Source organism: Lewinellaceae bacterium (assembly GCA_020636135.1).
GTDB lineage: Bacteria > Bacteroidota > Bacteroidia > Chitinophagales > Saprospiraceae > JAGQXC01.
This window is the reverse complement of the sequence record JACJYK010000001.1, coordinates 644826-660389: the sequence shown is the minus strand read 5'-3', so window position 1 is coordinate 660389 and position 15564 is coordinate 644826. Positions and strand designations below refer to the sequence as shown.

The 15564-nt window shown below is 42.2% G+C and carries 16 protein-coding genes; 7 read left to right on the top strand and 9 right to left on the bottom strand.

Going from position 1 to position 15564, the window contains the following annotated elements; genetic code table 11:
- The first annotated feature begins 9 nt into the window (after positions 1–9).
- On the top strand, positions 10–444 hold the full coding sequence (locus H6570_02490) for a hypothetical protein (protein MCB9318123.1): 435 nt from the start codon (positions 10–12) through the stop codon (positions 442–444).
- The gene (locus tag H6570_02485) at positions 444–1151 is read left to right on the top strand and encodes a sulfite exporter TauE/SafE family protein (GenBank protein ID MCB9318122.1); all 708 of its coding nucleotides are present in this window, start codon (positions 444–446) and stop codon (positions 1149–1151) included. Before H6570_02490 ends, H6570_02485 begins: the two co-directional genes overlap by 1 nt.
- 359 nt (positions 1152–1510) lie before the next feature.
- On the opposite strand, the gene H6570_02480 is transcribed toward H6570_02485, so the two are convergent.
- The 3 genes from H6570_02480 to H6570_02470 form a co-directional block, all read right to left on the bottom strand.
- Entirely contained in the window at positions 1511–1876 is a 366-nt protein-coding gene (locus tag H6570_02480) for a hypothetical protein (GenBank protein ID MCB9318121.1), read from the bottom strand.
- Between the two features lie 62 nt (positions 1877–1938).
- Positions 1939–2355: a hypothetical protein gene (locus H6570_02475; protein ID MCB9318120.1), complete on the bottom strand. Its 417-nt coding sequence runs from the start codon at positions 2353–2355 to the stop codon at positions 1939–1941.
- A gap of 328 nt (positions 2356–2683) precedes the next feature.
- Positions 2684–3592, bottom strand: coding sequence for an amidohydrolase (locus tag H6570_02470; GenBank protein ID MCB9318119.1), 909 nt, complete (start codon positions 3590–3592; stop codon positions 2684–2686).
- Between the two features lie 333 nt (positions 3593–3925).
- On the opposite strand from H6570_02470, the gene H6570_02465 reads away from it, so the two are divergent.
- The 4 genes from H6570_02465 to H6570_02450 are packed head-to-tail and all read left to right on the top strand — an operon-like array spanning position 3926 to position 5642.
- Positions 3926–4345 carry a hypothetical protein gene (locus H6570_02465; GenBank protein ID MCB9318118.1) on the top strand — a complete coding sequence of 140 codons (420 nt, stop codon included), beginning with the start codon at positions 3926–3928 and terminating at the stop codon, positions 4343–4345.
- Between the two features lie 11 nt (positions 4346–4356).
- Positions 4357–4938, top strand: a complete 582-nt coding sequence (locus H6570_02460; protein MCB9318117.1) for a TetR/AcrR family transcriptional regulator — start codon at positions 4357–4359, stop codon at positions 4936–4938.
- Positions 4939–4941: 3 nt separating this feature from the next.
- Positions 4942–5358, top strand: coding sequence for a hypothetical protein (locus H6570_02455; protein ID MCB9318116.1), 417 nt, complete (start codon positions 4942–4944; stop codon positions 5356–5358).
- Positions 5355–5642, top strand: coding sequence for a hypothetical protein (locus tag H6570_02450; protein ID MCB9318115.1), 288 nt, complete (start codon positions 5355–5357; stop codon positions 5640–5642). The genes H6570_02455 and H6570_02450 overlap by 4 nt, the downstream gene beginning before the upstream one ends.
- Positions 5643–5960: 318 nt before the next feature.
- Here the strand turns inward: H6570_02450 and H6570_02445 are convergent, their stop codons facing one another.
- From H6570_02445 to H6570_02420, 6 genes are all read right to left on the bottom strand, one after another.
- A complete protein-coding gene (locus H6570_02445) occupies positions 5961–6545 on the bottom strand; it encodes a cupin domain-containing protein (protein MCB9318114.1) in 585 nt (194 codons plus the stop codon).
- Between the two features lie 818 nt (positions 6546–7363).
- Positions 7364–7750, bottom strand: coding sequence for a hypothetical protein (locus H6570_02440; GenBank protein MCB9318113.1), 387 nt, complete (start codon positions 7748–7750; stop codon positions 7364–7366).
- 210 nt (positions 7751–7960) lie between these two features.
- Positions 7961–9256: a S41 family peptidase gene (locus tag H6570_02435; protein MCB9318112.1), complete on the bottom strand. Its 1296-nt coding sequence runs from the start codon at positions 9254–9256 to the stop codon at positions 7961–7963.
- A gap of 61 nt (positions 9257–9317) precedes the next feature.
- Positions 9318–10865, bottom strand: a complete 1548-nt coding sequence (locus H6570_02430) for an IS1182 family transposase (GenBank protein ID MCB9318111.1) — start codon at positions 10863–10865, stop codon at positions 9318–9320.
- A gap of 213 nt (positions 10866–11078) precedes the next feature.
- The gene (locus tag H6570_02425; protein ID MCB9318110.1) at positions 11079–12968 is read right to left on the bottom strand and encodes a chloride channel protein; all 1890 of its coding nucleotides are present in this window, start codon (positions 12966–12968) and stop codon (positions 11079–11081) included.
- 433 nt (positions 12969–13401) lie between these two features.
- Positions 13402–14703 carry a serine hydrolase gene (locus H6570_02420; protein ID MCB9318109.1) on the bottom strand — a complete coding sequence of 434 codons (1302 nt, stop codon included), beginning with the start codon at positions 14701–14703 and terminating at the stop codon, positions 13402–13404.
- A 502-nt stretch (positions 14704–15205) separates the two neighbouring features.
- Here H6570_02420 and H6570_02415 point away from each other — a divergent pair.
- Positions 15206–15550, top strand: a complete 345-nt coding sequence (locus H6570_02415) for a type II toxin-antitoxin system HicB family antitoxin (protein MCB9318108.1) — start codon at positions 15206–15208, stop codon at positions 15548–15550.
- Positions 15551–15564 lie beyond the last annotated feature (14 nt).

The following is a 15564-nucleotide window of genomic DNA, read 5'->3' as shown; positions in this document are numbered from 1 at the left end:
CACAACAACATGAAAGCATTTCTAGTATTTCCGTTTGTTTTTATGCTGGCCATGAGCTGCAGTTCAGGACAAAGCAACAGCACCTCATCCGCTGCAAATATCGCGGCCACCCGCATCGAATTGATTGATTTTTATGGCACACACCGCTGTGAAACGTGTATGGCCATTGAAGCCAATTCTAAATACACCGTGGACACGTATTTCCAGGATGCGCTTAAATCCGGCAAGCTCCTATTTAAAACAGTGAATGTGGATGAAGAGAAAAACTATGCCCTCGCTGAAAAATTTGAAGCAGCAGGCACCTCCCTGTTTATCAATGTAATAAAAGATGGCCAGGAACAACATATTGATCTGACCAATTTTGCCTTTGAAAAGGGCCGGGATCAGGAGGCATTTTCTGCTGAATTAAAACAGAAAATCGAGGAACAACTCAAAGCATTGTAATGGATTTTTTACAATCGCTACTTGACAGTCAAAATTTCCCGGTATTATCAGCCCTTATCCTTGGCCTGATGACCGCCATCAGCCCCTGCCCTCTGGCAACAAACATTACCGCCACTGCTTACATTGCCAAAAATATTGCCTCCAGTAAAAAGGTATTACTCAGTGGTATTTTGTATTCATTGGGCAGGGCTTTCAGCTATACGGTCATTGGATTGATCCTGTATTTCGGCGCCAGCAAATTCCATATCGCCCGGCTGTTTCAGCAAAATGGTGAAAAATGTCTTGGCCCGCTCCTGATCATTATCGGGTTGATCATGCTGAATGTGATCCGGCTGAATTTCCTGGGCAAAACAAATTTTCTGGACCAATTTTCCGGGCGTTTGCGTGGGCAGGGATTATGGGGCTCCTTTATTCTGGGGATCATTTTCGCCCTGGCATTCTGTCCGTACAGCGGAGCTCTGTATTTCGGCATGCTGATCCCTATGACCATCTCCAGCGCCTCGGGATTGTATTTACCCCTGGTATTTGCACTGGGTACCGGATTGCCAGTGGTTTTATTCACCTACCTGTTGGCGTATGCGACCCACCTGGTCAGCGGCACTTTTCAAAGGATCACCCAAATAGAACGGGTTATGCGCTATGTGACGGGGAGTGTTTTTGTATTGGCCGGTCTTTATTACGTCGGCATTTTTTCAGGCATTATTTAAGAAATTATCGACCATGAAAGTCAAAAAACAACATACTCCAGGCAAGCAATACATGCAAAGAGCAAGTTATTTTTGAGGCAAAGAAACACCCACCTATAGTTTTAATCCCTGAGATCGAATTGCTTTGTAAAGAACTCGCCCATGAGCGCGAATTGATCCCTGAGGTCACAATACAAAAGCTGGATGCGCTTAACGTTATTTGCAGGGCAAATGGAAACAAGACTTAACCCCTCAGTTTGTAGGACATCTGCATACACAATTCCCGCCGAAGTCAGCTTGGTCAGCTCTGGCTGGCTGGTGGGCATGGCCGCTAAAGGCCCCTTAAGGAATTTTACAAGTAAAGTCCGTCTGAATAGCCCTTAAAATTGGAACGCATTGATAATACCCGTTCCAACAACTCTTGCCCCTTCGCGAATAAGGAATGCAGTACCGGGCACCGACAATAAATCACCTACATAATGTACTCTAATCAGGTTAACCAGAAAGGTAACTTTTGCACGCTCACCCGGGAAAACAATCAAATCGGAGTTTAATTCAACATCCATATTCTTAATTGAACCCGAGTCTTGCTTCGAATAATAATATTGATCCCCGATCCATAATTCAGGCAGGGACTCAGGTAAAAATCCTATCACCAAATTGGGCCGATAGCCTTGCCTGATCTCATTCTTCCTGCCGAAATCAGAAAATAGGTATATTTCAGCCTCCATTTGTGCAAATTGCATCCTCATTTACTTGCTTGAAACAATATCGGCCCTTTGAAACTCATGAGGCTATTTTAGGCTTTTCATTGCTTTGATTTAAAGCGGACGAAATAAACTACGTAAGGTATCAGCACAATCATCTCAAGGCGAAAGACCAGGTCCACAGACTGATCCCCTTCAATAAATGGCCAGATAAACCCAGTAAATAAACAACACAAAATACCAATAGATCCATCTATTATGGCAAACTGTTTGGCGTAATTATTTCCGGTTAATGACAAATATCCAACGAGCAACTTTAATCCAACCAAAATTATAAGCAAGACATCTAATATCGAACTCCCCTCAACAGATGTAATTCCGTACAAACTGATTGGTACGTTGTATCCAATAATCAGCAGCACTAACGAAACAATCAATGGCAGACCAAGGAGCAAATACAATAATAAAATCCCCTGAATCCACCAGGGATGCAGGCTGAGATTAGCCTTATAATTCATCAAATACACTTTTTCATATGCACCATGGTATTCTGGTTATTCGCCCAAGGTTACTTCCAATTGTCAAATAAGTAGTTCCGGCGCCAACTACTGAAAGTTGTCCAAGTGTAGCTTCATCTATATTGAAGGCGTAACCCTTATCCAATTGACGCAATGGGACTTTAGCCAATGTTCTGCCTGTAATTAATTCCTGAATGAATAGCGTGTCGTAATTTGTTCTATTGGCTTCAATGCTAATTTGAAACTCGCTTTTCTTGTCACACGAAATCAGGATTGTCATCAGTCCTAAAACCAGAATGCTAAGTACTCGCAATTTCGTCAGGCCCATTTATTTCAATTTTAAAAATCGAGCTGCATTATCATAAAAAATACCTTCTTTTTCTTTTGCTGTAAGGAAATCCAGACTATTAAGAAAATTAATTGATTTTTCAATAGCATATGGCCATACCATTTGGTCTGACCCAAACATCACCCGGTCTAAATAACCCGAATGTTTTGCGTTCATCAGAAATTCTGTTACCGTTCGCTGAGTATTGGGCTCAACCCAAAGCATAACCGCGATATCCGTATATAATTGGGGATAATAGGCCATAAGTCGCAAAGCATGTTCGTGCCACTCTTCTCCACCGTTATGCATCAAATAAATCCTCAGCTTCGGATATTTCACCAATACATCTTCAATTAAATAGGGATCACCCTTGATCAGCCTTGCTTTCGGAGACCATGAATAAGTTCCTCCCGGATCGCCTCCCCCTGTATGAACTGCAACAGGAACATCATACCTTTCGCAAATACGTAAATAAGGCTGCCAGATTGGATCGCTTAGCGTAGTACCACTATAATATGCTCCAATTTCTCCAAATACTTCAATTTTTCCGTCCTTGACCATTTGCTCAAACTTAATGCTGTCCAAGCCATAATCATCAGGTGAAAAAATCAATATCCCTCTGATTACCTGATTATCATCATCCTTTGCAGCCCATTCCTCGACACTTTGAGGGTTACCACTTACCATGGCTTTAACAATGTTCCATTTTTTAAAAGCTGCAAAAGTTTCAACCCGATGTACTTCTGCATTTGAAGCACCTTTCATTCCATAGTAATCGGTCGTTGGTTCTCGTTCACCAAAGTCAGCATCCGAATAGGAATGAATGTGCATATCTATAATTTTGGTCTGCGCACGTACAAGTGAGCATTGAAAGCAAAAAGCAAGTAAAACAAGGATCGTTTTAGGCATATAATGATGATTTGAATGTAAAAAGCCAGCTGCTTTACCCTTTCAGGGTACATCGTTGATACTTGGAATTGTTTCAACTTTAGGAATTGTTCTCTTCTTTCAGGTTGCTAAACATCAAAGTATCCTAAATGTACATTGAGATCATTGACATTCCAAATGGCACCATCCAGTTGTTCTATTTCCGGATAAGGGCAATACCCTCAGAGACTTTCAGCCCATCTGCTGACTGGCCAAGCCATGATACACATCGGCATAGAACCCAGGATGATTCAAATCATTCAAACGCAATAAAAAGATAGTTTACATTTGTAAGTGAACATTTACTAACATGTCATGTCCGGTAAAAACAACATAGCGGCAGGCCTCCTCTTTATGGCCTTATTCATGGCCTATGGCTTCTTACTGATCTACCTGCGGGACTTCGCGACGGATAAAGCCCAGTGGATCGCCCAATATGGCTCCGGCAAGCATTTTGAAGTGCGGCTGGCTCACGTCCATGGGAACCTGTTTGCGCTGCTGAACGTCCTCATCGGCTTCCTGCTGGTACATTTCCACGACCGGATTGCCCGGGCAGGCCTCGTGTCCTGGCTGGGGATAACCGGCATGCTCATGCCCCTGGGTATCCTGGCCGAGGTCTACCTGGATGCTCCACCGGTCTTTGTTCTGATCGGCGCAATAGCCATGACCATGGCGGTATTTCTCCTGGGTATCTCTTTTTATAACCTGAAAAAGCAGGCGTCGCAAACCCGTTAATGCCCCGAACCATGAAAGACCGGAAAGTCGAAATCCTGGAAGCCGCCGGAGCACTGCTGAACGAACAAGGCCTGGGCGGACTGACCATCAAAAATCTGGCTCGCGAAGTCCGTTTTACTGAAGCTGCAGTCTACCGGCACTTTGAAAGCAAAGAGGCCATCCTCGCCGGGCTCCTGGACACCCTGCACCAATCCCTGGCCAGCCACATCAAGCCCATCCTGCAAGACAACCAAGCAACGCCCCTGGATAAAATACAGCAGATCCTGAGCCGGCAACTCGATTATTTAATTGACCATCCGGAGTTTATCCCGGCTACCTTTTCGGAAAGCATCCTCAACTACAGTTCATCCGTTAACCAGCAGATGCTGACCATCATTGGCAAAATGCAAAACACATTAACCCAGCTCGTAGAGGCCGGACAATCCGCGGGACAAATAACCCGCATTATCCCGGCCGAAGACATCATGTCCATGTTGCTGGGGTCCTTCCGGTTTTTGTTACAGCGCTGGCAGATGAATCGCCGCGCCTTTAACCTAAAAACAACCGGGCACCAGCACATCAACCATTTAATTCAACTCATCCAAAACGAATAAACCATGAAATTTAAAAATTTAGCTTTCATCCTGCTCCTACCCTTGCTGGCCTGTCAGAATCACAACCATGGCGATCCTGAAGCTACCGCAAGCGTGGTATTAAACAATGGCCAGCGCTGGGAAGCCAATCCGGAAACCACCCAGGGCATCGAACAGATGCAAATACTCCTGAACGCCTTCGATCCTGCCGACACCGACCCGGATCACTACCAACAGTTGCACGCCGGATTAACCGCCCGGTTTCAGGACATCTTTAAGCAGTGTACCATGACCGGAGAGGCCCACGAACAACTGCATCATTACTTACTGCCGGTAAACACTTTGCTGGGTAAAATGGATAACGCCACCATTGCTGAAAACCAGGAAACCATCCATGCCCTGATCGATCAGCTGAACCAGTACAAAACTTATTTCCAATGAACTTACTTGATCAAATCACGGCCCGGGATAAGTCCATTGCCGTCAGTCCTATCCTCAAAGATGTAGCCACCGCCAGCATCATCCGCATCCAAAGCCAGGGCGTCCTCAATAAACACCAGAGCAAGACGCATGCACTGCTGATCCTGCTATCCGGCCAGGCCATTTACCGGGAAGACGACCGGGAAGTGATTCTGTCCAGACCAAATGACTACGTCCGGATCCCGGCACGAGTCACCCACGAATTGATCGCGCAGGAGGAAAGTGTCTTGTTGCTGATCCAATGAATGGTCCGGATGGTAAATCTTCATCCATGTTCAGAGGTACCGCCCTGATGCGATCTCTAAATCTCCCTGGTTTCAAAGGCAAATGCCTCCTTTGAAGATGTAAACAAATGGTAGGTGTTACGTTATTAATTTTTGCGAGAGCTGGCGTATTTTAGCCTCCTATTGGCGCAAATTAAAGCTCTTAAAAAGTGTCAACCATGCGCCTTTATAGGTGCCAAGTATGTGCCTTAACTGCGCCGAATACATAGAACGTGGGTGGATATGACAGAGCCGACTATGTGAAAGACTGACCATTATCCACTTTATTGACGGTGGCTACTATTCCCAGCGAGGTGGGGTATATTTATAAACAATCGAATATTTCTTGTCAATTGCATTATACTCTTCAGGAGTTTTTTCAATCCATTCTTCTCCTTTTGCCACTCCAATCTCCCTGAAGTAATTTTCAAAGCCTGAAGGTGAGTAAGAAAAAATCATCGTTAATACATCACTACCAATATTTTTAAGTCCGTGCCAAATATTTTTAGGCACAAACGCTATGCTTCCAGCACTAACTTTAAATTCTTTCTCTCCCAGGATAAATAAGCCGCGACCATTTTGTATATAAATAATTTCTTCCTCTCTTCCATGTTTATGAATAGGGATGAAATCATTTTCTACGATCTCCTCTTTACAAAATGACACTGAATTAATACCATGCTTTATTTTGTTAATCATCAAGGTGACTGGGGCCTGTCGACCAGCAATCAAATAGGTCTCTTGATTTTCAGGTTGACAAACAAACCCTTCTTTTAATGAGAGGTTACCTATTTCAGCGCTATTTAAAATATATAATCCAGGAAATATTCCCAGTATAGATGTAATTCCTGAGTTTCTAATAAATTGTCTTCTTGAGTCTTTCATTATTTTTTATCACTACTTACAGGAGTTTAAGTATCAATTCCTGATATAATTTATCATTTGTATTGTTCTGTACTGTGGCAGCTGAGGGTAAGTCAAAAATGAAAGTCGCATATGGCGTACCACCAGGGCTGTCAGCACGTGTACTGACCGACCTTAGTCGCGTCAGTAGTATATTATCAAATATAAGCAATAAAGCGTCTTTTAGGCGCTTGAGGAGTACTGAAAATCCAAGTATAGACCAGCCAGTGATCTGGCAGGCTCAGTACTCCTGAAAGTGCAGTTTGAGAATAGAAGTACAATCTCACCAATTATTTGATCCTTCCCTTTTATGAATACATAAGTAAAATCCCATGGCCTTTTTATAGTTCCGAATTGATGCCCGCTCGACTGAACGTCGGCAGCCCCTGTCGGAACGGACGGGTTCGGGCGGGCTCTTTGACCTGGTGACGTTGGTGATGGTAGCCTGGTCTGGTTTATGACACCTATTGTTGGGATCGATAGCAGCGTTGAAGCAGCCTGAAGAACTGGCAGGGAATACGACTGAACCATCGAAGGCTTGTCTGTAGGTGAATAGATCGTTTTTGTCTCCTTGCAACTGAAGTTTAAATCTATTTTGCTCTTCAGGACCTTGTAGAAATTGTCATTCGGATAGCCCACCCGACCACTGGCGGAATATCCGGGAAGAAGAAGTTCGTGAAGAGCTTTGGCTTATATTTCTTTACTCCTTGCATAGCATAATATTCGAAAAAGCAGTCATTTGTAGACAGTTTTTAACTTAGGAGTTTGTCAACACCCATCTTTGTTGTGTGGTGTATTTTCTATTGGTACAAAACATCAATAATAGAGTCCTTTTTTACTAAATATAAAATTGCTCTGTCTCGTCCAGACCAATTTCCTGTCGGTGGAACATAAATTTCAATTAACGCGTCTCCTCTTGCCTCCATTTCTTTTTGTCTTTTTTCATCCTCCTTCATGGCTCGCCAAATCTCATAAGCGTCAATGTGATTAATCATTAGAACAATAGTGTCCCTCTTAACATATAAACTATCAAGATAGAAGTCGGTAAGATTTACATCTGTCTCCTTTATTGCTAAGTAGTCCTTAGTTTTTGTAATTGCTCGTTTAATGTTAATGTCTGACGTGTCATAGTCCACGAGCCTAGGGTCAGGAATTGGGAATTGATCAGTCACATTTTTCTTGTCCACTTTGCATGCCATTAGAAATGTCAACAGTCCGAAAAATATTTGTGAGATCTGTTTCATGAAAATATGCGCGCTAACGGTTAGTATATGAAAAGTAGGCGGTTACAAAGCACCAAATTTTCGGTTAAGCACAAAGTTTGATACGAGCCAAAAGCCTTGAGTTTATTACTGTTTCGCCTATTTTTTATATACATTGTTAGCGGTAGTTTTTTTCTATTTTGTCTTAGCAAATTCCCTTTCCGTACTATTGTCGTTGATAATTTTCAATGCAACTACTTTCCCGTCTTGTTCTACTATTTTAATGCGAAAAAAATTAAACTCATTAGTCATAAAATAATTAGTCGCTAAAGGAATCATTTCACTTTTGGTTCCACGCCAATCAAAATAAAGCTTATTGTTATTGAATAAAATTTTTATGCTGCCATAATCTCCAACATAAGTATTTAACTTCTCAGAATCAATTTTCAACTCTGTAAGCTGCGGTTTCAAGCCATCTATATGCCATTGGTAGTTTGAACTATTTGCCGAATCTTTTGCCATTAGAACTTTTAAGGCTTCTATTTGTGCGTTAACAAGTGCTTGGTTTGCATCACACTTTACATCAGGATTCACTCCAGTTATTTCCCAATTTGTTTTAGTTCTCGGGTCAACGGGTCTTGCAAAAGGAATATGAGCATAGAAGTTATTGGTAACTATTTTCCCCGTCCACATATGTGCTCCACCACCTGAATTTTCCCCTACAATTGTTGCTTTATTTAACGATTGAAGGCTATATGCAAATGCTTCTGCCGCAGAAAAAGTAAAATTACTTGTAAGAATAAATATCGGAATATCAATTAGTCGCTTTCCATCTACATAAGTTTGAGTCCAATATTGTTGATGTATTGTCTTGTTATTTTCTCTTGAGTAAAAATCGTATAGTAATTGTGGCTCTTTGAAAAAGAACGCTGAGAAATATGGGCCTAAGTCTGATGCTCCACCGTGATTGTTTCTCAAATCGATTATTAAAGCGTCCGAATTTGCCACAAAATTCATTGCTGCATTAAGCGGTGCTGAAGAATATGAAAGATCGTAAAAACCTTTTAGGTTTATATAACCAATATTGCCATTCAATATTTTAACTTGGTCAAAGCCAAAGTTTGTTGTTCTGTCTTTTTCAGATGTAGAAGCTGAACTATTCGCCTTATATTTACGCTCTTCATCAACTGTTTCTGGGTCAAACGCTATACGAAAATGTTTATCATTCGTAATTGAAATAACATCGAACGTTAGTTTGTCGGCAAATTCATTCGGGTCATTAATCTTATCGTAAACACCCTTTTTGTAATTTACTTTAAGGAGTGAAATGGTTGGTGGAATCTTTTCAGGGAAAATGTAATAGTTGGATAGAAGAATTGACAGGGAATCTATGACTTGTTCCTTTTCCTTCTTGTCAATTGATACAGATTGACTTTGCCCAAATGTCAGGATGCCAATTAATAAAAGTGTTAATGTCAGAATTTGTTTCATTTTTTGTTATTATGTTGTTTTATAATTACCGCTAACGGGAGTCTGTGCATCAACTCCCTATCTAATTTATCTTTTGTGTTGTCCTAAACTGTGGCAGCTGAGGGTATGTTAAAAATGAAAGTTGAATGTGGCGTACCATCAAGACTGTCAGCAGTATATTATCAAATATAGTCAAAAAAGCGTCTTTTAGGCGCTTGAGGAATACCGAAAATCCAAGTATAGAAACAGTTCTCCTGAGATTGTAGGTTGAGAATAGAAGTGCGATCTCACCAAGTATTTGATCCTTTCCTTTCATGAGGACATAAGTGAAATCCCATTGTCTTTTGAAAGTTCCGAATTGATGCTCAATGATTTGTTGACGTTGGCGGTAGTAGTCTGGTTTTTGATGTACTCGCTTATTGTTGCGATCAATAGAAGATTGGAATTCGATTCGTTGGATGATTCTGCCATTTCTGGCATTGGTGCATTGCGATCGAATGGGGCAATGCTTGCAATCAGCTGTTCTGTAATGTTTAAAACGTGCAGCTGGATGTTTGGGCTTTTTAGATTTGCGATGGTAGATCATTTCATTGGATCGCAAGATGGAACCATTGGGGCAACGATAGGTATCGGATCCAGGGTGATATTTGAAGTCCTCGACCGGGAAGACTTGATTGGTGATATTGGCTGAGTTGGCTTTAGGTGAAACATAAGTGGTAACGTTGAGGGCTTCACAGGCTGCTAGCTGGGCGGCGGTATGATATCCTTTATCAGCGAGTACATCAAACTTAGTGATTTCCAAGTTTTCTTGAACCTGGAGGACCATGGATTCGAGGGCATGGGTATCATTGACATCACCGGTATCAAAGGCAGCGAGGAGCTTGTGTTTAGCATCACTAGCTGCTTGGATGTTATATCCTACGTTGACAATATTTCGGTGTAGGATAACAGCTTGAGCATCGGGATCGGTAGTGGACAGTTGTTCTTTACCGGATTGGATGATTTCATCTCCAAGTTCGCAGTACTGATTCCACTTGTCAATCTGATCGTTGATCTTGGCATGCAGCTGCTCTTTTTCTTCGTCATCATCAGCTTGATCGAGTTCTTCACAGTAAGCATCGATTTTGGCATCGATGTAATCCAGGTGCCGGTGGATTTTGGCCAAATTGTAGTTGTTTTTGAGGCTATTTTGAGCCCGGACTTTAAAAGAGTCGATCGCAATGGTTTTGCCCTCAATAAGTCTCCAGCCTTTGAGCATGGCAACAAAATGGCGAAAGACCTGACGAAAAGCTAGTGCATTCTGCTTGCGGAAATTAGCAATGGTCTTATAGTGAGGTCGTCTACCTTTTAAAAGCCAGATGACTTCCAGATTGACCTTACAGGCATGTTCTAGTTTACGGCAGGACCGGATGCCATTCTGATAGCCATAGAGATAAAGTTTGAGGAGTACACCTGGGTGAAACGGTGGGCGACCCTGTTCATTTAACTCAAGGTTTTTGAAATCAAACTGCTCTAGAGGAAGCACATCAATAAAAGCATCGATAATACGAACAAAAGCTTCTGGGTCGACCATTTGTTCGATCGAAGAGATGAACATTTGTTCGCGATCTTGACCTTCGACAAAGTCCATAATATATGTTCGTAGGTGATAGTATTAATTTACGAAAAAAGTATCACATTAAAAAATATAATTATAGGTTATTGCACAGTCTGACGGTTTCGGGCTTTGCGTTGGTGGGCTTTTGAAACCGCAAACTGTCTGCCAGCACCAACGTATATTAATTGCTCAAATGTTTATATTTGCACTGTCCGCCCACTAACGCAAAACCCGTGTTAGCGGATGTTATTTACTTTTTCTCTTTGTCAATTGAATTATTTTTTGTCCCCGCAGTAATATTTTTAGCCCTTTTCTTTTCAATGAAATATGAGGTCGCTTCATTTCGTGTTCGTCAATTCCATACTTGTATGTTGCTATTATGTCGTGGTAGCTAATAAGTCCGATGATGCTTTTATTCCCTGTTGCAAGAACTGGTAATACATCAATATTTTCTTTCGCCATTGTTTCAACAGCAGTCCTAAGGGTGTCATTTAGCTGTATAGATACACGATGCTGATTTAGTAGAATTTCGATTTTTTCATCTAGGCCATTGTTTTCACTGAATAAGTCTAAAGAACTCAATAGCCCTTTATATTCACCTTCTTTATTTGAGACAATGAGATAATTTGATTTTAAATTTGGTTCTTTGTTTACCCATTCACGAACTTCTTTAATGCTGTTATCTTCATTTATCACAATCCCATTGTTAGTTATTACTTGTTCAACTGTTATTCCCTCTAACATATCTGGTTCATAGGATTGGGGAGTTTTAACACCTCTTCGTGCAATTTTTTCTGTCATAATTGTATGCTCCATTAGAAAAAAGGAAACTATATAAGATGCAACACACGTTACAAGAAGCGGAAGTAAAGCATTGGATTGAAAAGTAGTTTCAAGTGCAAAAATAATTGAAGTCAATAACGCTCTTGATGCTCCTGCAAACATGGCTGCCATACCCACTAATGCTGCCAAAGGAATTGTAATCCCCGATGAAGGAAATAAATAAAGAATAATCATTCCCAATAATGCGCCAGTTGCACCTCCGATAGTTAGCAAGGGAGCTAAAGTTCCTCCCGATGTTCCACTTCCTAAGGCGATTGCCCATGAAATAAATTTTAAAATGCAAAGTGATAAAATAACCTGCATGCTTAAATTACCTGAAAGAACATCTGTAATATTTTCGTAACCCACCCCAAGCGTTCGCGGAGCAAAATAACCTACTCCCCCAACTAAAAGTCCTCCAATAGCAGGCCACCACATCCAATGAATGGGCAGCTTTTCAAAAGCTTCTTCAATAAAATAAACTGCTTTGCTGACAAAAACAGATAATAACCCAATAACAATGCCCATGATACAGCACGTAACAAGTGCAAAAATATTTGGAGTTGCTATATTGCCCATTTCGAAAACAGGCTTTTGTCCAAACAGTAGGTGATGTCCTGCAGCTCCAACCATACATGCTATTGCAACAGGAATAAGTGAGCGGGGCGAAAATTCAAACAGCAACAATTCTATTGCTAAAAACATTGCTGCTATAGGACTACCAAAAATTGCTGCCATGCCCGCTGTCGCACCTGCCGCAAGCAATATTTTTCTTTCATTGTGCGATATTTTTAATAGTTGTCCAATTGTTGAACCTAATGCTCCACCTGTCGCAATGATTGGTCCTTCTGCACCAAATGGTCCGCCTGTTCCTATTGATATTGCTGATGAGAGCGGTTTTAGATAGGTAATCGCTGGTTTTATTTTACTTTGATTTGTCAGGATTTGTTCCATTGCTTCGGGAATGCCATGTCCTCGAATTGCTTTTGACCCATATAGAGCCATTAAACCAACAATTACTCCTCCGATAGCGGGAATTATAACAACAAAAATTCCAAGTGAGTTTGTCGCAGGAGTTGAATGGGAGAATGAAAAATTTCCGTAGAATGAAATATTTGTAAAGAAGTCAATAAGATAAATTAGAAATTTGGCTATAAAACTTACCAGAACTGCAATTAGAAAAGCGATCGAAGAAATTGTCAGCAGTCGTTTTTTGTTTTCACCCTGTCGTGGTTCAAAATTTTCCGCCTCCAAAGTCGGATTTAATGAAGGAGCAATTGGAATTCCGTTATTTAATAAATCAGTCTTTTTCATTTCAAGTCTATGTGCTAATGTCGTCTTAATAATATCCGCTAACTTACTTATATCCACGTATTTCCTGTATCAACATTGCGCTTTTTAATCATCTACCATACGGACCTTGACGCTTCCCGTTATCATCAGCCTGTTTATGCCCGCAGCCTGATAGCGTTCGTGCAGGCAGTACGGAGGGCTCTGCCGCCAGGACAGATATGCCGGAATTGTCGCTTTAGGCTGAACGCAGCCAGCGGTCCGGTAAAAAAAGGTCAATAGGCTGATAATTCCAATTTAATGCTATTTTTCGAGAGCTCCTATTCCTAATACATCGTGTTATCCACAGAACAGGGCGGGAATAAATCCTTCCACCACACTCCGGGTACTCTCCATGTACCTCCTCCATATCTCTGGGATTCTCGTTGTAAATTTCCACGGCCCTCCGTGCACCCAATTAATTATCCACGTCCTTCAGTGCCGGCCGGCCGTCCTCACCACGCTTGGTATAGCGCATCATAAAGCGGGATAAGTCCGGCGTGTATTCACGCTTCCGGTTTAAATCGTACCGGTAAACGGTCTGGCCCAGCTGATATAAAAAGGGCCAGCCCACGGTCTCGTAATCGTATTCGCCATCGTTAAGAATTCCGTCGCTGTTCGCATAAACCGTCGCCGTAAGCATAAATTCCGTCTGGTGCTCAAAATCCACGACGTACGACACATCCGTCAAAAAGCCATACGCCCACCCTACCTTGTTAAATACCCGGACATTCGGGGGCATCTGCGGACCGCCCGCCCTGAAGAAGAACTTGGCATAGCTGTCGAAATATTGGTCTGCATCGTATTTGGGATAGTTGGTCTCCGATGGATACTGAGACAGGTAGCGGTACAGATATTCATAGTCATCCAGGTTGAGCTGGTATCTTTTTTCCGGGGTTACCGACTCGGGAAATACCAGGCGTTGCAATAGTTGCTGCAGGTCTTCCAGGGCAATCTTATTGGCACGGGTGAATTCGATCGGACCATCCAGCAGATTCCCCTGCCGGTCGTAATGTTTGTCCCCGATGAATACTTCCTGGCTGAAATCAAACGAATCCTGGTTGTAGGCGGCATCCTGCCGGTAAAGGATATGGCCTTCCGTATCCAGGAAACGCACCGGGTTGGTATGCCGGTTTTCCTCGACACTCAGTCCCAGGAACTGACTGGTTATGCGGCTGTGAGCAAATCCCAGCTGCTGAAATTTCCTGTTGATGGTTTCCGGTGTCACCCACTGGTAAAAGCGGTTGTACGGATCGTTTTCGCTGACCAGAAAGGCCTTGCGGATGTACTGGGCAAGCGATGGAAAGCCATTCTCCGCCGTGCTGTCCTGAAAAACAGCCGACTCCCTGGCCTCGCCGGCTTCGTATTGCACAGTGGAATATTTTGAAAGGCCTTCGATGTTCAGTGCATTGATCTTTTCCAGGGAAAAGATGGCGGTCGGCAATTTCACCGTTGACGCCGGGTTAAAATAATCGTCCGGATCGACATGAAAATAATGGTTGGTGCAGTGGGGTACATTGTTTTCATCCCGGTCGATCTGGGTGTAGATGATCTGAATGCGGTAATCGTCCGGATGCCCTACGACCCGCTGGAACAGTGAATCGGAATTGCTCCGGAAAACCGATGCCAGCAAGCCATCCTGACTTAGGCCATAGGAAGTTGAGAGGAGTGCCAGCATCAGCACCAGCGATGCAGGTGTATGGAATTTATTTGGACTCATAACTGGGCTTTTGGTTCTATATTTTCAATGTGCATGATGATTCAGCTTCAAGTTAGTCCAAGGTATAAAACAAACATTTGCGGCTTACACCAAACCCCGATTAATTGTGCTCCCATCTTATGTCCTTCTCGACCCGGATAGTTGATGCAAACCATACCAAAGGTTACACAAAATCTAATGTATCATTGAGTGGACTCAAGATTCAACTATTATCATTAAATTGCAACTAATATTCAGTTGCAATTGTTGTGTCCAGGAAAGATAAACTTGTTAACAAACTACTTAACCTTAATGGATCTCTGACCTACCAGGAGTTGGCCACGCTGTTAAGGCTCTTAGGATATTCAGAAATTAAGACTGGAAAAACAGCAGGTTCAAGAAGAGCTTTCTTTAACGACTACACAAAACATTTGATCCGGTTACATCAACCCCATCCTGGTAATGAATTGAAACGATACCAAAAAATTTACATCATCGATGAACTGAAAAAGGAAAAAGTGATATGAAGAATTCTTTAAAATATAAAAACTACCTGGGTTCAGTTGATTTCAGTGCTGAGGATGAAGTACTCTACGGCAAGATCGAAGGTATCACTGATTTGGTCACTTTTGAAGGCAGGACAGTTGATGAGCTGAAACGCTCCTTTCAGGAAGCGGTCGAGGACTACATTGAAATCTGTAAACAAACCGGCAAGCCGCTCGAGAAGTCCTACAAAGGATCATTCAATATCCGTATATCACCAGACTTACACCGGGCTGCCGCCCGAAAAGCTATTGAATTAGGCGTTTCTCTCAATCAACTGGTTGAATCTGCCATAGAACAAGTCATTGAAACACCTGTTGAGTAAGTACTTTTAATTCG